Here is a 21,175-nt window from a genome sequence, read left to right on the forward strand (position 1 = left end):
AACAAATTCTGACTACTTGGGTCTTCCATAGTTCTTCTCCTAAAATAGTATCTTATCCTTTATTATATCACAAAATATAGTCCAGTACATATTATTTTTTCTCATACTCTTCGAAAATCTCTTCAAACCATGTCAGCTTTATCTGCAACCTCAAAGCTGTGCTTTGAGCAACCTGCGGCTAGCTTCCTAGTTTGCACTTTGATTTTAATTGAGTATCAGTGTCTATTGTATCCCTGCTTAAACTAGTAAGAAAGAACTCCTACATCTTCAAGTGACATAGGAGTTTATTTTGTATTTTACTGAGTAACAGTCACTTCTCCAGTTCGGTAATCCAGTTGAAGCCCTTTTTGAACATTGGGAACTAGGACATTAAATTCCAATTCTCCGTCTGAAGACTTGGCTTCAATCTGTGAAGCTGAAGGAACTAAATCCTCGTTTGAAGCGTAGTAAAGGGTTACACGGTAACGGACACGCTTGTTTTTATCCAAGGCCTTACGTACCATGCTTTCATAGTAGTTTTGACCAGTCGAATCCTCGGCTTGCGCCTGATTTGCCCAGGCTGTTTGAACAGCAATGTTTTTAGGATTGCTTGTTGAGGCATCAAAACCATCCAAGCCACCGATTAAGGCATAGCCTAATAAGTGACCTCTATCGACCGCATGGGTATAAGTACCCTTTAGATTCTTAACCTGATGCCAGCCTGGAGGAGTCCAAGAAGTCGAACCATTCCCAGTTTCTTCACGATTCTTGTACTGGCGAGTAGCCTTAGACAAGAGGGCATTTGCTACGGTTGGCACTGTTTCCTTGCCCACTGTCTTTGTTTTATTATCAGCGTAGGGCTTACTTGAAACCTTGGCATCTAGATTTGTTTTATTACCATTGACGATAAAAGCACCTGAGCTATTCCACTCCAGACTCCCTTTTATTTGACTCTTGACTGCATCTGTTAAGACACTTTCTGCCAATTCTTGACTAGGAGCCTCAGACGCTTCTTTTTTCTGACTAAGCTTGGTTTTGGGACTATTCGCTGTCGACTGCATCTGCTTAATATAATAGCTTCCCACAGATAAAAGCAATAACACTAGCAGCCCGATCAATGTCTGTCTTGTTTTTCTATCCATTTTTCTCCTTATCTCTAGAAAAAGACTGGTTCTCCAGCCTAATTTCCTGTAAATTTATGAATCAATTCCTGCCATTTTGCTGGAGACAGGATAGCCCATGGATCTTGACCCTTGCCCAAGATTCCATAACCTACCATTAAGCCAATTCCTAGGGCTAGAACTCCTAAAAACAGTATCAAAATGACTAGAAGTAAACGCTTGATTACATAGCTTGATCTCTTATTCATCTTCATCACTTGCCTCAATCCGCTGAATCTTAGCACCTAGCTGCGCCAACTTCTCATGAAATCGGTAGTAACCTCTATCCAAGTGAACCAATTTACCAACCACAGTTTCTCCTTGTGCTACTAAACCTGTCAAAATCAAGGCTGCACTGGCACGAAGGTCAGTTGAAAGAACTTCTGCTCCCTGCAAAGCCTGTCCACCAACAATACGAGCTGTATCACGGATAATCTCAGAATGCAAGCCCATGCGACGCATTTCTTCTAGATGTTGGAAACGATTTTCGAAAACTGTCTCCACCATGGTTGATTCCCCTTTTGCGACGGTCATCAAGGCTGTAAATTGGGCCTGCATATCCGTTGGAAAACCTGGGTGGGGCAAGGTTTTTACATGGACAGCTTTTAGATTTTCTAGTTGAGAACGAACTCGAATCCCTTCAGTCTCCTCTGTCACTTCCACTCCCATTTCAAGCAATTTGGCAATCAAGGGACGGTTGTGCTCCCAAACAGCGTCTTTAATCAAGACATCACCACCAGTCATGGCAGCAGCCACCATAAAGGTTCCTGCTTCGATACGGTCTTGGACTACATTATGAGTCGTACCATGAAGTTTCTCAACACCGGTAATGGTAATGGTCTCTGTACCAGCACCCTTAACCTTAGCTCCCATTTCATTGAGGAGAATGGCTAGGTCAACAATCTCAGGCTCACGCGCAGCATTTTCAATCACTGTCACCCCATCAGCTAGCGTCGCTGCCATCATCAAGTTCTGAGTAGCACCAACACTTGGGAAATCCATATAGATATGAGCTCCATGTAAGCGATCAGCCTTGGCTTCGATATAACCAGCTGTCTGACTAATCTTAGCCCCCATAGCTTCTAGACCTTTCAAATGAAGGTCAATAGGGCGGCTACCAATGGTACAACCACCTGGCATGGATACCTTGGCATGACCTACACGGGCAAGAATTGGCCCCAATACAACGATGGAGGCGCGCATCTTGCTGACATACTTGTAAGGAGCTTCCTCAGTGATATCGCCAGTCGCGTCCACCTCAACAAGATGATCTTCTTCATTAAAATCCACCTTGGCATTCAAACCACGAACCACCTGATTCATAGTGAAAACATCTGACAAGATAGGAACATTCTGCAAGACGGTCTTTCCTTCACTTGCTAGAATAGTCGCTGCCAACAAGGGCAAGACTGCATTTTTTGCTCCTTCGATCGTAACACTTCCTACCAGACGATTATCGCCACCTTGAACCACAATTTTTTCCATACTTATTTCCTTTACTCTTGATTTTATAATAGTCCTCTAAGCGCTTCTTGCCACAACTGATATAGGCTGATAAAGAAAGAACTCATGATGTAGCCCATTACAATGCTAAAAAAGGCTACTAGTAAACGAACTTTTCCTGTGTTCTCAGCTGTCACTTTTAAGACTTTTTCCCATCTAACAAGATTCTTTAAAAGGTAAAAACTCACATAAATAAAGAGCATGTGACTGCTTAGAGTGAATAATAATTGAACCATTTGACTATTATACCATCTTCTCTGTTTGTGCGCTAGTTTGGAAACTTCACTCAAAAATTAGGGATTGTTTTTCAAGTAATCAATTGCATCTTGTAGGGTTTTAACAGGCACGATTTTCATATCTGTCTTGATTGTTTTGGCTGCTTCTAGGGCTGTTTGGTAGTTGTTTTTCGCATCCGGATGCGCTTTTTGTTCTTCTTCACTAACAGGGTTATCAGGGGCAAAGAAAATCGCAGCACCTTCTCTAGCCGAAGCTACAACTTTCTTATCAATACCTCCAATGTCCCCCACATTACCATCACGGTCAATGGTACCTGTACCAGCAACAATACGGCCATTACGAAGGCCAGGGTCAGCTATTTGGGTATAGATGGCCAGACTAAACATGAGACCTGCACTTGGACCGCCAATACCAGCTGTTGAAAAGCGAATTGGGACATCACTGGTCACTTCCGTACGGTCAATCAAGCCGATTCCAATTCCATTTTTGCCATTTTCCAAGGTGATAATCTTACCTTCTGCAGACTTGGTTTGCCCATCCTCTTCATAGGTGACCTTGACGGAGTCCCCTAATTTTTGAGAATTGACATAATCAATCAAGTCTTTGGAACTGTCAAAGGTCTGATCATTGACTGCGGTAACTGTATCAGAGATGTTAAGAATCCCTTTAAAGGTCGAATTATCCGTCACAGTCAAAACATAAACCCCAAGGTATTTGAGTTCGATATCTTTACCAGCTGTTTTTAGCCCTTGATACTTGGCCATATTTTGCGATGTTTGCATGTAGAATTGATTAATCCGCATAAATTCAACATCGGAAGAACCACCTGTAGTCTCTTGAGCACTACGAATATCTGTAAAAGGCGTCAACCAAGCATAAATCATATGGGCTAAAGTAGCATGCTGGACACCAACCGTAACGAATTGATAGGCCCCAGCTTCCTTATCTTCTGTGTCATTTACTTTAAGGACTTGGCGAATATCTTCCGAACCACCTGGAACTTCTATATAGTAGGGCAAGGGCACTACAAATGCCAAGAAGGTCACAATCAAGGTCGCAATGACATATAAGGGCCATCTAATCTTTTTTTTCATTTTTTATTTCCTCCAAAATACTCTCGGGAACATAGCAGGTAATATCCTGACCAAACTTCAAAAGCTCTCTAACGCCGGATGAACTGATATAGAGATGTTCAGGTCGACTATGCAAATAAATGGTCTCTATATCAGGAGACAGCTGATGATTGTAGTAATCAAAACTGGCTTCATATTGCAAATCCGCCGCATTCCTCAAGCCCCGCACTAGGCAAGTAGCCCCCAGTCTTTTTGCGACATCAACTACCAATTCATCATGAGAAGACACGACTGCAACATTTTCCAAATGTTTCACAGCCTTTTCTAGCCCCCGTTTACGATTTTCGATAGGGAGAAATCCTTGTTTGTGGGGATTAAAAAAAATACCAACATAGAGCTTATCAAAAAGTCTGCTAGCCCGTTCAATGATATCCAGATGCCCATTTGTCATCGGATCAAATGAGCCTGTGAATAAGCCAATCTTATCTGACATAAACTGTCACCTTACTAATTCCATAAATTTTTTCCTTCCAGATGCCAAGACAGGCAATTTCTTCTGGAAGCTCAACGGCCTTATCCGTCTCACACACGACCATGACATCTTCAGAAAAAAGCGCTCTCTCAGCCATTTTTTCAATATCTGCTACGATTTGTTCCTTGGCATAAGGAGGGTCTAAGAAAATGAGGTCAAATTCCCCAGATAGCTGTTCCAATGCTCTTTCTGCATCCATCTTTAGGAGTTGAAATTTTCCAACTTCCTTGGTCATCTGGATATTTTCAGCCACGATAGCCTGAGCCTTACGGTCTCGCTCCACCAAAACAGCGCTGGACATGCCACGCGAGACTGCCTCGATAGATAAACCACCACTCCCTGCATACAGGTCCAAGACTCGTCCACCTTCAAAGTAGGGACCAATCATGTTAAAAATGGCTCCCCTAACCTTATCCGAAGTAGGTCTTGTCGTCTTGCCTTCTAATGTCTTGAGGGGACGTCCCCCATAGATTCCTGATACGATTTTCATACCGTTTATTATACCAAATTATAGGCAAAAAGAGAAAGAAAACCGAACCTTGCGGTTCGATTCTCTACAAAATATTTTCGTAAGTATCGCGGACTTCTTGAGGCCAAACACTTGTTTGCACTTCTCCGATATGTTTCTTGCGAAGTAAGAACATGGCCATACGAGATTGTCCAATTCCTCCACCGATTGTCAATGGGAACAGGCCATTCAACAAAGCCTTGTGCCATTCCAATTCCAAGCGGTCTTCATCACCTGTGATGGCAACCTGACGGCGAAGCGTTTCCTCATCTACACGGATTCCCATAGAGGACAACTCAAAGGCTCCACCTAAAGCCTCATTCCAAACAAGAATATCGCCATTCAGACCCTTGTAGCCATTCTCAGACTCGCTGGTCCAGTCATCGTAGTCTGGTGCACGTCCATCGTGCGGTTTACCGTCTGGTAATTCCCCACCGATACCAATCAAGAAAACAGCACCAAATTCTTTACAGATAGCATTTTCACGTTCTTTCGGTGTCAAGTCTGGGTAGCGCTCTACCAACTCTTCTGTATGGATAAAAGTGATTTGTTTTGGCAAGACAGACTCGATGTCATAGCGGGCTTCTACTGCTAGCTCAGTCAGGCGAATAGCCTTGTAAATCTTCTCAACTGTTTCTTTTAGGTAAGCAATGTCTCGTTGACCATTTGGAATGACCTTTTCCCAGTCCCACTGATCCACAAAGACAGAGTGGGTTGCATCCAGCGAGTCTTCGTCTGGACGAAGGGCCTTCATGTGGACAAAAAGACCTTCACCCTCACCGAAACCAAAGCGAGCTAGAGTATGGCGTTTCCATTTAGCAAGTGAATGCACCACTTCATAGGTTTCATCAGGAATCTGCAAAACCTTGACAGATACTGGATTTTCCACACCAGATAGGTTATCCTGCATCCCGTCACCGACCTTGCTCAAGATAGGACCTTGAACTTCGACGACTTCTAGCTTGTCTTTCAAATACTGGGTAAAAGTGTTTTTGACAAAGGAAATTTCTTCTTGTTGGTGGATAAAACTTTTCTTCATAAGCTACTCCTCAAAAATTTAATTAAAAGCATTATACACCTATTTTCAAGAAAAGAAAAGAGAAATTTTTAAAAAAATCAGTGTCACTCAAAACACTGATTTCATAGACCCTTTAGTCATTACGACCGAAGATACGTAAAATACTTAGGAAAAGATTGATAAAATCAAGATAGATACTGAGAGCCATTGACACAACCCAGCCTGTCGCTACACGACCTTGTGATTGTTCATAGGCAAGGCGAATTTTTTGGTTGTCCCAAGCAATCAGCCCTGAGAAAACTAAAACCATTGCTACGCTAATCATATAATCAAAGAAACCGCTAGCCAAGAAAATATTGACTACCATAGCAATCAGCAAACCAATGAGAGCTGCCATCATCGCTCGACCAATCCCACTCAAGTCTTTCTTGGTGAACATACCAACTGCTGCCATGACAAAGAAGAGAAGGGCGCTTGATACAAAGGCAGATAAAACTGTACCTGGAGTATAGAAAGCCACCACAAAACTGAGGGTAAAGCCGTTTAATACTGAGTAAAGTAAAAATACTGGAAGAGCCGCTGGGCTATTCTTTGAAGCCATACTGCTGGCAACAAAGACCAGAGCTAGCTCTGCAAAAGTAGCAATGGTCAACCAGAGACGCCCCTGCATCAAAAAGTAAACCAACTGAGACTGAAAGACCGTCAACATAAGGCCTGATACCAAAGCGGATAGTCCGATTCCCAGACCAACAAAGGCATAAACCTTAGCGTAAAATTGATTGAGACCTGCGCGGTCGTGAATAATAGTGTGATTCATCTTTTCTCCTTTTCTATGAATGTCTTTCCTTGATTATAACAAAGAAAGTTAAAATTAGCTTAAATGGAAAATCAAAATACCAGCTGCAACTGCAACATTGAGACTCTCCGCCTGACCCTTCATGCTAATATGGACCAACTGGTCTGCACTTTCAGCCATGAGGGAACTAATTCCTTGACCCTCATTTCCCATGACTAGTACAAAATTTTCTATAGGAGGCAGTTCTCTGTAATCAACAGAATCTTTAGATAGGGTTGTTGCTAGCACTGGGATAGCTGCTTCTTTAGCTCCCTCGAGAAGCCTTTGACTAGACATCCGGTAAATAGGCAGATGAAAATGACTGCCTTGCATAGAACGTAGGGTCTTGAGACTGTAGATATCTGCCGATTTATCTGAAACAATTACTCCAGTAAAACCTGCTGCATCCGCAGTCCGAATGATCGTTCCCACATTACCAGGATCTTGCACATCTTCCAAAAATAAAAACTTGCCCTGACTCAGATCAGCTTGTCCTACTTCTTCTTTTTGAACCACCGCAACAATTCCCTGTGGAGTCTGAGAATCCGCCAAATCTAGCAAAATATCCTCTGACACCCAGACAGTTTGCGGAAACGCAGCTAACTGATCTCGGTAATTTTCTAGAGCAAAGATTTTCTCAATCGTCACTCCAGCTTGAACAGCTTCTTCAAACAAGTGCCAGCCTTCAATCAAATAAGCAGACTTGCGGTATTTTTTTTGGTGTAATTTCTTGGTATTTTTTACCACAGAATTGGCTTTTGAGGTTATAATAGTCATAGAAATATTATAACACAATCAAAGAGGTTTGGTATGCAAAAGGTTAGAATGATTGCCCAAGGTAGGGTACAGGGAGTCGGCTTTCGTTGGGGTGTTTACAGCTTGGCACTTGAAATTGGTGGCATCACAGGTCGGGTATGGAATAATGACGATGGCACAGTGGAAATCTTAGCCCAAGCAGACTCATCTGCTATCATGGCAAAGTTTATCCAAGAAATCCGAAAAGGACCCACACCTTTTTCAAAAGTCAGCTACTTAGATGTCAAACTAAGTAACTTTCCTCCTTACCCTGACTTCAAAATCGCAAATTAAGTCTCTAGAACTATTGTATATTTTGTAAAAAAACAGTAGAATAGAAAGGTATAATTTTTTAAGAAGGAATAAAAACAGTGAAATCTATTAAACGTTTTGCACTCTCGACTATGGGAGTGGCTATGTTGCTTGTCTTGACTGGCTGTGTTAGCGTCGATAAAGCAACAGGAGAGCCAACAGGATTTATTTGGAATACTTTCGGAGCGCCTATGGCTGAAGCTATCAAGTACTTCGCTACCGATCAAGGTCTAGGCTTTGGTATGGCTATCATTATCGTAACCATTATCGTGCGCTTGATTATCTTGCCACTTGGTATCTACCAATCATGGAAGGCAACGCTTCACTCTGAAAAGATGAACGCCCTCAAGCACGTCCTTGAGCCACATCAAACTCGTCTCAAGGAAGCGACTACTCAAGAAGAAAAACTCGAAGCCCAACAAGCTCTCTTTGCCGCTCAAAAAGAGCACGGCATCAGCATGTTTGGTGGTGTAGGATGCTTCCCTATCCTCCTTCAAATGCCTTTCTTCTCTGCAATTTACTTTGCTGCCCAACATACTGAAGGGGTTGCTCAAGCAAGCTACCTAGGCATTCCTCTAGGTTCTCCAAGTATGATTTTGGTTGCCTGCGCAGGTGTCCTTTACTATCTTCAATCGCTCCTTTCACTTCACGGAGTAGAAGACGAAATGCAAAGAGAACAAATCAAGAAAATGGCTTACGTGAGCCCAATCACGATTGTTGTCTTCTCCCTCATTTCACCAGCTAGTGTCACACTTTACTGGGTTGTCGGTGGTTTCATGATGATTCTCCAACAGTTTATCGTCAACTATATCGTTCGTCCAAAACTTCGCAAAAAAGTCCGTGAAGAACTAGCCAAGAACCCACCAAAAGCAAGTGCTTTCTCTACACCAAGTGGACGAAAAGACGTTACTCCTGAACAACCAACTGCTATCACAAGCAAGAAAAAACACAAAAATCGCAACGCTGGGAAACAACGTTCGAGATAAAGCTGCGTATATTATCCAATAATTAAAAAAACGAATGAATGATAAATAGTTTTCATCAACTAGATATCATCATTCGTTTTTATTATCTACTGTTACATCCTATACTAATCGAAAACGTTAAATATTCTAAAAACGATTCAATCATAAATTAACAAGTAAATCGCTATGATTTAATACAATTGAGAGTCATTAAAACTTCTGCTCCCTCGTCTCTATTTCTAAGCTCAACTCGGCCTTTGTGTAGTTTTGCAACTCTACATACAAAACTAAGTCCAATACCATAATGTTGCTCTTTAACCGATCTAGCTTTATCCATACGATAAAAGAGCTTTCCAAAATTAGTTAAAACTTCCTCTGGAAATTCAGAGCCATTATTCCATATAGCTATTTTTAATTCTTTCGCCTCTTGCTCTACCCTAATTTTAATTTTAGGATTCTGTTTATCGGCGTATTCCAAAGCATTTGTTAAAATATTTTGTATGGCACGAATCAGAAGAGATGGATTTATATAATAGTTTTCAGTTCCTTTCACATTTTGTTCAAAAGAAAACTTCATCTGATTTTTTATCAAAAAAGAGACTTCTTTCTCTAATTCATTGATAAAATCTGAAGAGGAATATTCCACCCAGCCTGTCTCATCATCATAATAGGTTTTAGAATAGTGAATCAATTGATTGAAATAATCTAGTAACTGTTGACTAGCTCTTTCTATATCTGCTAAGCATTCTTGAGATTGGTCGTTTTCAGTTATCGCCTGCAAAAATTCCACATTCCCCCTAATAATGGTTAAGGGAGTCTTTAAATCATGAGAAGCTGCTGAAACTTGAAACATCAAATCTTCTTTCTGTTCTTTCTCATCAACTATTAATTGTCGAATTCTATCTTGCATCACAATAATCCGATTTCCTGTCTCGCGAAATTCTTTAACCGTTAAACTTTCTGTACATTCCCGCTCTAACCATATACTATTTTCATAAATCAAAGTCATTTCATAACTTAGTTTTTTCAACAATTTTCCAATGTGATAACTTATTAGAATAATCAATAAAACACAAATATATATCCATGATGACACATTAAAAAAGATTGATAGAACACCACTATTGTTTAAAGGTTTCCCATCTTCATTTATTTGTATAGATACTGAAGCTAAGGGAATAAGATAGGCCATTAGTAAGCCAAGACTAAACTGCCAAATAATTCTCCAACAGGTTTCTCGAATTAATTGTCTAAAACTTTTGATTCTACCCATTGATATCCTCCACCGTACAAGGTTTTAATTGGATTTATTTGATAAGGTTTCAGCTTTTGACGAATTTGATAAATATACTCTGAAACCGAACGTAAAAGCGCTTCTGAACTTTGTGGATATAGATAATTATAAATTTCCTCAATAGAATATATTTTACTTGGGTTGCTTGCCAAAAGATTCACTATGTCAAATTCTCTCCTTGTCAAGGCAATCTTATCATCGTTTACAAATAGTTCCTTACTATCCGCATATAGTATAAGCTTTCCAATCTTTATTTGATGAACATTTCCTTTAATCCGTTCTTCACGACGCAAGTGCATTTTAACACGTGCTAACAATTCTTGCATACTAAAGGGCTTCATAATATAATCATCAGCACCTGCATTGATTCCAGCTACTAAATCTTCATCCATATCCTTGGCAGTTATAAAACAGATAGGAACAGTTATCTGCTCGCGAATCATCTGACAGATTTCTAAACCACTAACAGGCATCATAATATCTAATAAAATCAAGTCAAATCCTGTAAAATCACAAAGATCAATCTCTTCTATCTTATTTCGTATGACTACTTCATATTTTTCATATTCTAGTACTTTTTTTATTAGGCGAAGAATAGCAAGATCATCATCTACCACCAAAATTTTATAAGCCATAACTCACCCTCCTGAATATATTATAGCACCAACTGAGAAAAAGACAGGATATCCCCTGTCTTTAGCGTACATTTTTTCCTATAAGTATCAATGTAGCAAATAGAAAAACAATTAATAACCAAACTATTTGTATCCCTAAGCCTTGCCACACTGGATAATAAAGAGACAATGGATAGGTATAAAAACAATTCATACTAGCCAGTAATGGTAAATTTCTAAAAAAAGAACTGAATTGTAATAACATTTGCCCCAACCCCAATAAAAGGGATAAACTGATTCCCAAAATTAAGATAAAAGACTGGGAAATAAATACAAAAATACCACTTAAAAGAGAGAAGGTTAGAATAGAAATATAAGCTGGAAATAGAATTGTTAGAACATGTTTAATATTACTCAAAAGATTGATATTGTAGTATCCTTGCGCGATTAGTATGCATAATGATATTACAGCAACCAGTAATACAATTTCCATACATAATACAATAGCTAGTTTAGATACTATAAATTTCAAACGATTTGGACAGGTAAGAAAACTGGTACGAAGGCTTGAACCTGTAAATTCTTGACCTATAAATAGAACAGCTAGACTAATGAAACCTGCCTGTCCTAAATAGAGACTTTGTAGTAGCTGTTCCAAAACAAACTGTAGGGTCAACTGGTCTGGCTTACTATTTAAAAAAATAACCATCGCCGGAACACACAGTAATAGAGCACCTATAATCAACCAGTGCCAAGGATTCATCATAAACTTGAGATACTCACTTTTAAGTTGCTCTTTCAACTCATTCACCTCCTCCAATATCTGACTTAAGTAAGCGGTAAATTGCTAAAGCCAAGAATGAGAAGTTCCAACAAAGTAAAAATAAAATATGTTGTAAACTATTCTGTTCTAAAATTTGAGGAGATGTAGCAATCAATCCTTGCCCCAATGCAACTGGAAGAAATTTTGCAACCGATATATAGTTTGCTAAGAATGTTCCTAAATTGTAGACTTGAGGAAGCAAAAATAATAGAGGAACAATGGCTGTTTTAAATGTCAAAGCCATAATATAGGCCAGCAGTCCCAACAAAGTCCAAGCTATACTGGCTAAAAATATATAGAACCAAACTGTTCCATTTAGTGAAAAAAGCAATAAGCCATCTTGTCCTAAAACATAGTGTGTCATGTTAATCGTAAGGAATATTGATAGAAAGGAAATGAAAAAAGAAAATACAAGCCAAACTAATGTTTTTGAAACTAGGAAAGTACTTCGATTTGTAATAGAGAGGAGGCTTGTACGAATAGCAGAGCCTTTGTACTCCTCGGCTCCATAAATTGAACCTAGGATAATCATAATAAAAACACCAAATAAAGTGACATCAAAACCTAAAAATTCAATCGGAGGTATAGCTTCTGCCAATTCTGGATTTGTCTCTGGTGTAGCATGGATACCAACTGAAACAATTTGAGAAGCACCAATATTTGCTAAAAACGTTTGAAATACCAGTATCAAGAATAGTACAATATGAGTAGCTCTCCTATAAAGCAATTTCAATATTTCAGAATGAAGTGAGTAAATAAGTGCCATGTCACTTCCCTCCCTCTGTTAAACTAAAGAAGACTTCCTCTAGTGAAGAAAGATTTTTCATCACTTCTTGTAAAGTCCCTTTTATAAGAACTTTGCCTTTATTTATGATAACTACATCATCTGTTACTGCTTCCACTTCCGATAATATATGAGATGATAGCAAGACAGTTTTCCCTTCTTGAGCTTGTTTTTTTATAAACTCTCTAAACCACCGAATTCCTCTTGGATCCAACCCATTTGTCGGTTCATCCAATATCAGATACTGAGGATTTCCTAATAGAGCTGTTGCAATTCCCAAGCGTTGTCCTTCTCCTAATGATAATTTTTCAATTTTAGATTTTTTCTTATGGCTAATATCCACCATATCCAAGACTTGCTCAATTCGCTGACTGGATATCCCATTACTCGCAGCAACAATTTTCAAATGCTGATAAACAGTCCGATCATCAGGAGCTCCTACACTGTCAAATGAAGCTCCTACAGTCTTTAGAGGAAATTTTAATTCCTTATAAGTTTGATCTCCAATTTTGGTAAGACCAGATGTTGCTTTGTCTAATCCTAATAAAATACGTAAGGTTGAACTTTTTCCAGCTCCATTTGGACCCAGGAAAGCAGTCACTCTACCTGCTTTTGCTTCAAAAGAAATATCTTTTAAAATTTGAGTTTGGCCATATGACTTACATAAATTTTTAATGGTAATACTTTGTTCCATGATGTTCTCCTATTCTATTTAATATTTCTAAAAGTAACTATATCTTACACACTCATTTTCGGATTTTTTTCAGAATTTAAAGAGTCAAAAGATTTAATACTCAATGAAAATCAAAGAGCAAACTAGGAAGCTAGCCGCAAGCTGCTCAAAACACTGTTTTGAGGTTGCAGATGGAAGCTAACGTGGTTTGAAGAGATTTTCGAAGAGTATAAAATTTTGTTTTATTTAGTTATATATATTTATGTAAACTTAAAAGCCCGATGTTCCCATCGAGCTTCTTTTTTATCCATGTACACGTTTCATATAGTCTTGGTAACTTTCGGTATCCATGAGTTTTTTAGCGTTTTTCACGCGGTCTGCTGTTGGTGGTTTAACCCCTTCGAGCGAATAAGGGATTCCCAATTCACGCCACTTGAATTCTCCCATAGTATGATAAGGCAGAATTTCAAACTTATCCACATTTTTGAGGGTCTTGACGAACTTACCAAGTTCAATCAAGTCATCATCTCTATCTGTCAATCCCGGAACTAGCACGTGGCGAATCCAGACAGGCTTTCCAATATCTGATAGATACTGGGCACAGGCCAAGATATTTTTATTGGTTTGGCTGGTAACAATCTTGTGCTGTTCTTCGTTGATTTCCTTGATATCCAAGAGAACCAAGTCAGTGACAGCCATGAGCTTGTCAAACTTTTCAAGGTAACGTGGTTTATTGCGGAAAGGAAGGGCACAGGTATCCAAGGTACAGTGGATTCCGTGTTCTTTGGCCTTGGTAAAGAGGGCAATCAAGAAATCAATCTGCAAGAGGGCTTCTCCTCCACTGACTGTAATCCCACCCTTATTCCCCCAGAAACCGCGGTAGCGCAAGGCCTCTGTCAAGACATCATCTACCGTCCGTTCACGTGATTTGTTGGACTCCATGGCCCAAGTATCTGGGTTATGGCAATACTGGCAACGCATGTGACAGCCCTGCAAAAAGACAATAAAGCGAATACCAGGCCCGTCTACGGAACCAAAGCTCTCCGTTGAATGCACCATTCCTGTCACTTGTCCATAATCAATTGTTTCTTCAGACATATCGTTACCTTCCTTGAAAACGTTTTATAGTTTTATTATATCACGACTTGAAAGAAAAACAAGATTTTTGTCTATTTTTTAGAAAGCAATCTGTTTTTCAATTTCATTTTCAATTAATTATCATTTTATTCTTCAAAATCAAAACCATACAAGGTTGCAAAATAGTCCTCAGGGCGCTCTGCACGGCGGATTTGACGGGCTTTGCCTTCTTCGGTATAAAGGATTTCCGCAGAGCGAAGTTTGGCGTTATACTGGTAGCCCATTGAAAATCCGTGGGCACCTGTATCATGAATTACCAGCAAATCACCGATTTCTGTATGAGGAAGTTCGCGATTCACTGCAAATTTATCATTGTTTTCACAGAGTGAACCGACCACATCTACCACTTCAGCTGGTCCATCTGGATGGGTCACATTGGTAATATGATGGTAGGCTCCATACATGGCTGGACGCATAAGGTTGACTGCCGATGCATCCACACCGAGATAGGTACGGTAGGTTTCCTTCTTATGGGTGACTCTTGTGACCAAAGCACCGTGAGGGGCTAGCATAAAGCGACCCAATTCGGTGAAAATCTTGACCTGACCAAGACCTGCTGGCGTAAGAACTTCTTCATAAACCTTACGAACCCCCTCGCCAATCAAGGCGATATCGTTCGGCTCCTGGTCTGAACGATAGTTAACACCAATACCGCCAGAAAGATTGATAAAGTCTAGCGAAATGCCCAACTTTTCCTTGATTTCAACAGCCAATTCAAAAAGCTGACGAGCCAACTCTGGATAATAGAGATGGGTCACGGTATTGGACGCTAAGAAAGAGTGAATCCCAAAAGTCTCAGCTCCTTTTTCCTTCAAGATGGCAAAGGCTTCAAAGAGCTGGTCCTTGGTCATGCCAAACTTGGCTTCTCCAGGATTGTCCATAATGTCTGTTCCTAGTTCAAAAACGCCTCCAGGGTTGTAACGACAAGAGATAATCTCTGGAATGCCTGCCGCTCTCTCCAGATGTTCAATATCTTCAAAGGCATCCAAGTTAATGGTCGCACCCAATTCACGCGCATAGGCATATTCCTTGTCTGGCGTGTTGTTTGAAGAGAACATAATCTCAGAACCTGGAAAATTCAGTTTATGACTCATCAAAAGCTCCACATAACTAGAGCAGTCCACGCCACAACCTTCCTCTTGGAGAATTTTCAAAATAGCTGGTGTTGGAGTAGCCTTAACTGCAAAATATTCCTTAAAGCCCTTGTTCCACGAAAATGCTTGGTTGACGGCTCTTGCCTTCTCACGAATTCCCTTCTCATCATACAAGTGAAAGGGAGTTGGGAACTCGGCAACAATCTTTTCTAAGTCTTCTTTATTGATAAATGGTGTTTTCATAAGCTTCCTTCTATTCTATTTGCAAAGAAAGGCTGGGACTATCGTTCCAACCTTTAGTTCTATCTCTTATTTATCTTCATCAAAGATATTACCAACCTCAACATCGATGGCTTGATTCTTGACATCAATATTGGTTACCTTCAAGAGTGACTTATAGTCAAACTGCTTTTCGCGTTCTTCTTGGGCATTGTCCGCAAAGACGGCTACACCTGCTAATTCTGAATCGAACTCACGCAAGAGACTAATCATCCCGTTGACAGTTCCTCCGCCTTTCAAGAAATCATCCACAATCAAAACACGACTTCCTGCCTTGAGGCTACGTTTTGAAAGGAACATTTTCTCGATACGGTCACCACTCGAACCTGATACATAGTTGACACTAACCGTTGAACCTTCGGTAATTTTCAAGTCACGGCGCACAATGACAAAGGGAACATTGAGGACATTGGCAACTGCATTTGCAAGTGGAACACCCTTGGTCGCTACCGTCATAACCGCATCAATTTTTTGATCCATAAAGCTCTTGGCAATAATGCGTCCAATATTTTTCAAGATAGCTGGTGTGCTAAGCAAATCAGACAGATAGATATAGCCACCTGGCAAGATACGGTCACTTTCTGACAACTTGGCACGCAAGTCCTCAACCATTTCCTTGGCATCATGACTTGAGATTGATGGTGTGAAGATGACACCCCCACCAGCCCCAGTCACAGTCTGAATATGGCCGATTTCAATTTCTTCAAAGGCGCGTTTGATAATGACGATATCTTCTGAGATGGATGATTTAGCAGATTCATACTTTTCAGCAAAAGTATTGAGACTAGTTAGTTTATAAGGATTATTAATCAAATAGTTGGAAATGACAACCATCCGATCACTTCTTCTTAATTTCATTTCTATTTCCCACTTCATTTAATTTTGATATTTTATCTATTATACCATATTCACATAAAAAAACGAACATTCTTATCCTAAAAAATGCTCATTTTTCTTAAATTATTAATCTAAATCTGGTTTATAGAAGGAACGATTGTCCATAGCGAAAATTTTATTGGTCATCTCTCCTTTATCCACCAAAGCCAGAGCTGTTGACATCATCATCATGCTTGCATCCAGATTGTCAATCATATGGATAATCTCTGCTTCCATAATACGTGGACGGACTGGACTTCCATACTCAAGTAAGCCGTGGTGACTGAGGATAACGTGACGAAGCAAAACGACTTCTTCCTTGGTATCATCGATGCCAAGTTCCATAACTGTCTTGGTAATTTCACTATCAATCAGAGCGATATGTCCAAGAAGATTGCCTCGCACTGTATACTCAGTCTGGTCTGGCCCCGTCAATTCAATGACCTTAGCCAAGTCATGCAGCATAATCCCTGCATAGAGCAGGTTCTTATTGAGCTGAGGATAGACTTCGCTAATAGCATCTGCCAAACGCACCATGGTCGCCGTATGATAGGCCAAACCCGTTTCAAAGGCATGGTGATTAGTCTTGGCAGCTGGATAGGAGTAAAATTCCTTATCATACTTGGTGTAGAGCTTTCGGACAATTCGTTGCCAGACAGGATTTTCAATTTTAAAAATCATTTGCGACATGTAGTCACGGATTTCCTTGACATCAACTGGCGACTTGACCTTGAAATCAGCTGGGTCATTGGGTTCACCAGGTTGAGGCAGGCGAAGGGTAATTTGATTGACTTGAGGGGTGTTGTTATAAACTTCTCGGCGTCCTTTCATGTGGACAACCTTACCTGCTGTAAAGGCCTCAACATTATGAGGTTGGGCATCCCAGAGTTTCCCTTCAATCTCGCCACTATCATCTTGGAAGGTAAAAGCTAGGTAGTTTTTCCCAGCGCGAGTTTGTCTCAGGTCAGCTGACTTGATTAGGTAAAATCCTTCAAACAGCTCATCTTTTTTCATGTGACTAATCTTCATATTCTTCCTCATTTTCTTGGAAATGGAGTAGATCAAGCGCAGGCTCACCTTCTGATAACTCAATGTGACGGAGCGTTCGCTCGATAGCTGTAGTGCGACGGTTTAATAATTCCTCAATATTGCCAGAGGCATGTTGGAGGTGTTTTTGTGCCTTAACCAGAATGCCACCAAACTTGCCAAACTCGGTCTTAACGCTAGCAAGGGTCTCACTGATATGGTCGGCACTCTTTTGGATATTGAGAGTCTTGAAACCAACTGATAAGGAATTGAGAAGGGCTGATAGGGTACTTGGACCTGCAACAATAATCTGCTCCTCCCGTCTCAAGTCATCAAAGAAAACAGGATTGCGGACGATTTCTGAGTAAAGACCTTCTGTCGGAACAAACAAAACTCCAAAATTGGTCGTCCGAGGTGGTGCTATGTACTTGTTCCTAATATCCTTGGCAAAGCGCTTGACGCTTGCTAAGAGTGACTTACGACAGCGTTCAATCTCATCCCTATCTCCTGCTTCATAGGCTTCTTCTAGACGGTAATAATCAGCCAAAGGAAATTTGGAGTCAATCGGCAGGTAGACATATTCCTGGTCGCCTTGTCCAGGTAACTTGATGGCATACTCCACTCGTTCACTGGAGTTTTCAACCGTTGCGTATTCTCTTTCGTACTGGGCAGGGGTCATGATGTCTTCGATGATTTGTCCCAGTTGCAATTCTCCCAGAATCCCTCGCGTTTTGGTTCCAGAGAGAACCTTGTTGAGGGCTCCGACATCGCGGGCAACTGTCTGCATTTCTCCAAGGCCACGATTGACCGACTCCAGTTGTTTGGAAACTGTCTCAAAGGAAGCCTGCAAGCGTGTCTGCAAGGTTTTTTCTAGTTTTTCCTCGACTGTCTGGCGCATTTGTTCCAAACGTTGCTCATTTGATTCCTGCAAGGCTTGGAGACGTTGGTCAGTCTTATCCCTAGTTTGGAGGAGATTCTCAGTCATTTCTTGACGAACTTGAGTTAAGCCTTGGTGCAACTCGATTCGAACTTCTTGCAAACGGTCGCTGACAGCTACTTCCAAGTCTTTTTGATCTAACTGGCTGGCTTGTCTGGCTTGTTCAAAGCGGTAATCCAACTGGTCTGACAAGTGATCTGCCTGATCCTCCAAGCTCTTGCTGAGATGTTTTTCCTGCTTATCCTGCCTTTGCCAAATTAGAAAGAGTCCAGCTAGGTTGGCAATCAATAATAGAACAAGTAAACTTTCCATCCTACCTCCTGTCCTTACTATGCAGCACGACCACATAGCCATCTGGGCAAGTCACCGAAACTTCCCTATCTATATATTCGTTAGAAGCGTACACTTTTTTAAAGAAAAAATTTTTCTCTGTCAACTCATACTTGGCGCCGAGAATAGTCAGCTGGCTATCCCGAACTGGCATAAAGGCAAGATAGTCGTAGTCTGAGCGGGGTTCTAGCTGACTGGTCCCTTCTGGACAATAGGAAATCAAGTTTTGTCCATCCTCAATCGCTATCTGGCGCACATAGGGCACCAACTTGGGATTACTAGGCAGAAAGACATTAGCCAACATATGGTCAATACGACCACCCAAAGCACCAAAAATAGTAACCTGAGCCTGAGGATTTTGTTCAAAGATGGTCAAGAGAGCCAATTCCAAATCGGTATCATCTTTTTCTGGTCGGGCTTGAACAAAATGCTGGGCACGTTTTTGAATCACCTGTCGCTCTTCTTCCGTCACAGAATCAAAATCTCCGACTGCTAGAGCAAGAGGCAAATCTTCTTCCAAGACCCAGAGCGAACCTCGATCCACACCGACAAAAGCATCAAAATCTGTCCGATAATGGCCACGGTCTCCGCCTGCAAAAACTGCAACCTTAGTCCAGTTGTTTTCTGAGAGTTTGTACTCGCTCATTGACTTCTCCCTTAAAGACATAGGAACCTGCTACAAAAACGGTCGCACCAGCTTCTTTAGCTTGAGCAATCGTTTTATCATCAATCCCACCATCCACTTCGATTTCAAAGTTCAAGCCTTTTTCATCACGTAGAGCAACCAACTCACGGACCTTATCCATAGTTTCTGGCAGAAAAGCTTGTCCACCAAAGCCAGGGTTCACTGTCATGACTAAGACTTGGTCAACTAGGTGAAGAATGTGCTTAATGGCTTCAACAGGCGTACCAGGATTGATAACTACAGAAGGTTTAACACCGAGCGAACGAATCTTTTGGAGGGCACCATGAATATGAGGCGTTGCTTCCACATGGATACTGATGATATCCGCACCTGCACGCGCAAAATCCTCTAAATGATGCTCTGGATTGACCACCATCAAGTGGCAGTCAAAGACCATCTTGCTATGAGGACGAAGAGCTTCAACCACACCTGCACCAAAACTGATTTGTGGTACAAAGTGACCATCCATGATATCGATATGGGCATATTCTGCACCAGTTGCTTCTAGACGTTTGATTTCACGTTCAAAGTTGGCATAATCTGCTGCCAGAATTGACGGAGCAATCTTGTATTGAGACATAGGTTTCTCCTTATTTTGGAATTTTTTTACTGACTTTTTTATAGGTTTCTCTGCGATTTTCAATTTCACTGAGGAATTGCAGGTAGTTGTCAAAACGGAAGGACGCAATGGTACCCTCTTCAACAGCCGGCTTCACTGCACAGGACGGCTCATGGGTGTGGGTACAAGTACGGAACTTACAATCTCGGCTAACAGTAGCAATCTCTGGGAAAGCCTGATTGAGGTCTTCCGCCGTTGATACTTCATAATCCAGCGATGAAAAACCTGGTGTGTCTGCGATTTTACCTCCATTGAGGTTGTAAAAACTAACAGCTCGAGTGGTGTGGCGCCCGCGACCCAGACTGTCTGAAATTTCTCCTGTTTCAAGATTAAGGTCTGGTGCGATTTTATTGAGAAGAGTTGACTTCCCAACACCTGTCTGCCCCATAAAGACCGTAACCTTGCCTGTTAACAAGGGCAGGAGTTCCTCTTTACTGGTCACAAAGTCATAGCCGATGTCACTATAAGCCTGTTCATAAAAATCCAGTTCTCCTCTATCTTCCAACAAGTCCATTTTAGAAATATAGACGATGGGATGGATGGCCTTGTGCTCCAAAAGAACCAGGAAACGATCCAGCAAATTGCTATTAAAGTCAGGTTCCTTGACAGACATGATCACCACAGCTTGGTCAATATTGACAATAGGCGGACGGACCAGACTGTTTTTCCGTTCGTGAATCTTGAGAATATAGCCTTCTGAATTTTCCTCGGCAGAAAAATCGACCCAATCCCCGACATAGGGTGTGTGACCTTTTTTACGAAAATTCCCACGCGCGCGTGTTTGATAAACCTGACCATCACTCTCTACATAGTAGAACCCAGCCAAGGCTTTAATGATTTGTCCTTGCAAAATAACTCCTTTAAAATTGTTAGTTCCATTATAACAAAAAAAAGCTATTTTAGCTTAGCTTCTCTTTACAATTTCGATAAGTCTATTCTAAAAGAAAAAGATACACTCACGCTTTAGATACAAAGTTTTATACAAAAATAACGAATCTACCTCCTTATATAAAAACAGGCGAACAGAGAGCCTAAAACTCCCTGTTCGCTTTACTTTTTCTGTGTGTAATAGAAAAAACCTAATAAA

25 protein-coding genes are annotated in these 21,175 nt (G+C 40.8%); 2 read left to right on the plus strand and 23 right to left on the minus strand.

Annotation, left to right across the window (positions count from 1 at the left end):
* Positions 1 to 296: 296 nt before the first annotated feature.
* From endA to RWM06_RS04885, 10 genes are all read right to left on the minus strand, one after another.
* Positions 297 to 1,121 (minus strand): DNA-entry nuclease EndA, encoded by an 825-nt coding sequence (gene endA / locus RWM06_RS04840; RefSeq protein WP_313970301.1) that lies wholly within the window; start codon positions 1,119 to 1,121, stop codon positions 297 to 299.
* 38 nt (positions 1,122 to 1,159) lie between these two features.
* Positions 1,160 to 1,348 (minus strand): DNA-directed RNA polymerase subunit beta, encoded by a 189-nt coding sequence (locus RWM06_RS04845; RefSeq protein ID WP_313970302.1) that lies wholly within the window; start codon positions 1,346 to 1,348, stop codon positions 1,160 to 1,162.
* Positions 1,341 to 2,624 carry a UDP-N-acetylglucosamine 1-carboxyvinyltransferase gene (gene murA, locus RWM06_RS04850; RefSeq protein WP_313970303.1) on the minus strand — a complete coding sequence of 428 codons (1,284 nt, stop codon included), beginning with the start codon at positions 2,622 to 2,624 and terminating at the stop codon, positions 1,341 to 1,343. The genes RWM06_RS04845 and murA overlap by 8 nt, the downstream gene beginning before the upstream one ends.
* A gap of 23 nt (positions 2,625 to 2,647) precedes the next feature.
* On the minus strand, positions 2,648 to 2,878 hold the full coding sequence (locus RWM06_RS04855; RefSeq protein ID WP_000250399.1) for a DUF1146 family protein: 231 nt from the start codon (positions 2,876 to 2,878) through the stop codon (positions 2,648 to 2,650).
* Positions 2,879 to 2,935: 57 nt separating this feature from the next.
* Entirely contained in the window at positions 2,936 to 3,973 is a 1,038-nt protein-coding gene (locus RWM06_RS04860) for a SepM family pheromone-processing serine protease (protein ID WP_265479811.1), read from the minus strand.
* Entirely contained in the window at positions 3,957 to 4,445 is a 489-nt protein-coding gene (gene coaD, locus RWM06_RS04865; protein WP_313970304.1) for a pantetheine-phosphate adenylyltransferase, read from the minus strand. Before coaD ends, RWM06_RS04860 begins: the two co-directional genes overlap by 17 nt.
* Positions 4,435 to 4,974: a 16S rRNA (guanine(966)-N(2))-methyltransferase RsmD gene (gene rsmD, locus RWM06_RS04870; RefSeq protein WP_313970305.1), complete on the minus strand. Its 540-nt coding sequence runs from the start codon at positions 4,972 to 4,974 to the stop codon at positions 4,435 to 4,437. The genes coaD and rsmD overlap by 11 nt, the downstream gene beginning before the upstream one ends.
* A 64-nt stretch (positions 4,975 to 5,038) precedes the next feature.
* On the minus strand, positions 5,039 to 6,031 hold the full coding sequence (gene asnA, locus RWM06_RS04875; RefSeq protein WP_313970306.1) for an aspartate--ammonia ligase: 993 nt from the start codon (positions 6,029 to 6,031) through the stop codon (positions 5,039 to 5,041).
* A 112-nt stretch (positions 6,032 to 6,143) separates the two neighbouring features.
* A complete protein-coding gene (locus RWM06_RS04880) occupies positions 6,144 to 6,827 on the minus strand; it encodes a Bax inhibitor-1/YccA family protein (protein WP_313970307.1) in 684 nt (227 codons plus the stop codon).
* Positions 6,828 to 6,881: 54 nt separating this feature from the next.
* Positions 6,882 to 7,622, minus strand: coding sequence for an RNA methyltransferase (locus RWM06_RS04885; RefSeq protein ID WP_313970308.1), 741 nt, complete (start codon positions 7,620 to 7,622; stop codon positions 6,882 to 6,884).
* A gap of 33 nt (positions 7,623 to 7,655) precedes the next feature.
* On the opposite strand from RWM06_RS04885, the gene RWM06_RS04890 reads away from it, so the two are divergent.
* Both RWM06_RS04890 and yidC read left to right on the plus strand, forming a co-directional pair.
* Positions 7,656 to 7,934: an acylphosphatase gene (locus RWM06_RS04890; protein WP_001174612.1), complete on the plus strand. Its 279-nt coding sequence runs from the start codon at positions 7,656 to 7,658 to the stop codon at positions 7,932 to 7,934.
* Between the two features lie 77 nt (positions 7,935 to 8,011).
* The gene (yidC, locus tag RWM06_RS04895; protein WP_313970309.1) at positions 8,012 to 8,938 is read left to right on the plus strand and encodes a membrane protein insertase YidC; all 927 of its coding nucleotides are present in this window, start codon (positions 8,012 to 8,014) and stop codon (positions 8,936 to 8,938) included.
* A 163-nt stretch (positions 8,939 to 9,101) separates the two neighbouring features.
* Here the strand turns inward: yidC and RWM06_RS04900 are convergent, their stop codons facing one another.
* The 13 genes from RWM06_RS04900 to rsgA all read right to left on the minus strand — a co-directional run bounded on the left by RWM06_RS04900 (position 9,102) and on the right by rsgA (position 20,938).
* Positions 9,102 to 10,190, minus strand: coding sequence for a HAMP domain-containing sensor histidine kinase (locus RWM06_RS04900; RefSeq protein ID WP_313970310.1), 1,089 nt, complete (start codon positions 10,188 to 10,190; stop codon positions 9,102 to 9,104).
* Positions 10,160 to 10,846, minus strand: coding sequence for a response regulator transcription factor (locus tag RWM06_RS04905; protein ID WP_313970311.1), 687 nt, complete (start codon positions 10,844 to 10,846; stop codon positions 10,160 to 10,162). The genes RWM06_RS04900 and RWM06_RS04905 overlap by 31 nt, the downstream gene beginning before the upstream one ends.
* Positions 10,847 to 10,907: 61 nt before the next feature.
* Entirely contained in the window at positions 10,908 to 11,627 is a 720-nt protein-coding gene (locus RWM06_RS04910; protein ID WP_313970312.1) for an ABC transporter permease, read from the minus strand.
* A gap of 1 nt (position 11,628) precedes the next feature.
* The gene (locus RWM06_RS04915; protein ID WP_313970313.1) at positions 11,629 to 12,414 is read right to left on the minus strand and encodes an ABC transporter permease; all 786 of its coding nucleotides are present in this window, start codon (positions 12,412 to 12,414) and stop codon (positions 11,629 to 11,631) included.
* 1 nt (position 12,415) lies between these two features.
* Complete coding sequence (locus RWM06_RS04920) at positions 12,416 to 13,126, minus strand: ATP-binding cassette domain-containing protein (RefSeq protein ID WP_313970314.1); 711 nt, start codon at positions 13,124 to 13,126, stop codon at positions 12,416 to 12,418.
* A gap of 282 nt (positions 13,127 to 13,408) precedes the next feature.
* Positions 13,409 to 14,203: a pyruvate formate-lyase-activating protein gene (gene pflA, locus RWM06_RS04925; RefSeq protein WP_001288286.1), complete on the minus strand. Its 795-nt coding sequence runs from the start codon at positions 14,201 to 14,203 to the stop codon at positions 13,409 to 13,411.
* Positions 14,204 to 14,328: 125 nt separating this feature from the next.
* Entirely contained in the window at positions 14,329 to 15,579 is a 1,251-nt protein-coding gene (locus tag RWM06_RS04930) for a diaminopimelate decarboxylase (protein ID WP_313970315.1), read from the minus strand.
* 66 nt (positions 15,580 to 15,645) lie between these two features.
* Positions 15,646 to 16,473 carry a pur operon repressor gene (purR, locus tag RWM06_RS04935; protein ID WP_004238844.1) on the minus strand — a complete coding sequence of 276 codons (828 nt, stop codon included), beginning with the start codon at positions 16,471 to 16,473 and terminating at the stop codon, positions 15,646 to 15,648.
* A gap of 105 nt (positions 16,474 to 16,578) precedes the next feature.
* Positions 16,579 to 17,520: a 3'-5' exoribonuclease YhaM family protein gene (locus tag RWM06_RS04940; protein ID WP_101782481.1), complete on the minus strand. Its 942-nt coding sequence runs from the start codon at positions 17,518 to 17,520 to the stop codon at positions 16,579 to 16,581.
* Positions 17,510 to 18,766: a DNA recombination protein RmuC gene (gene rmuC, locus RWM06_RS04945; RefSeq protein WP_313970316.1), complete on the minus strand. Its 1,257-nt coding sequence runs from the start codon at positions 18,764 to 18,766 to the stop codon at positions 17,510 to 17,512. Before rmuC ends, RWM06_RS04940 begins: the two co-directional genes overlap by 11 nt.
* Before the next feature lies 1 nt (position 18,767).
* Entirely contained in the window at positions 18,768 to 19,430 is a 663-nt protein-coding gene (locus tag RWM06_RS04950; RefSeq protein WP_261116149.1) for a thiamine diphosphokinase, read from the minus strand.
* Positions 19,393 to 20,049, minus strand: coding sequence for a ribulose-phosphate 3-epimerase (gene rpe / locus RWM06_RS04955; RefSeq protein WP_313970317.1), 657 nt, complete (start codon positions 20,047 to 20,049; stop codon positions 19,393 to 19,395). Before rpe ends, RWM06_RS04950 begins: the two co-directional genes overlap by 38 nt.
* A 10-nt stretch (positions 20,050 to 20,059) precedes the next feature.
* The gene (gene rsgA / locus RWM06_RS04960; RefSeq protein WP_313970318.1) at positions 20,060 to 20,938 is read right to left on the minus strand and encodes a ribosome small subunit-dependent GTPase A; all 879 of its coding nucleotides are present in this window, start codon (positions 20,936 to 20,938) and stop codon (positions 20,060 to 20,062) included.
* Positions 20,939 to 21,175: the final 237 nt, after the last annotated feature.

It is taken from the genome of uncultured Streptococcus sp. (assembly GCF_963516575.1).
In the GTDB taxonomy this organism is placed as follows: Bacteria; Bacillota; Bacilli; order Lactobacillales; family Streptococcaceae; genus Streptococcus.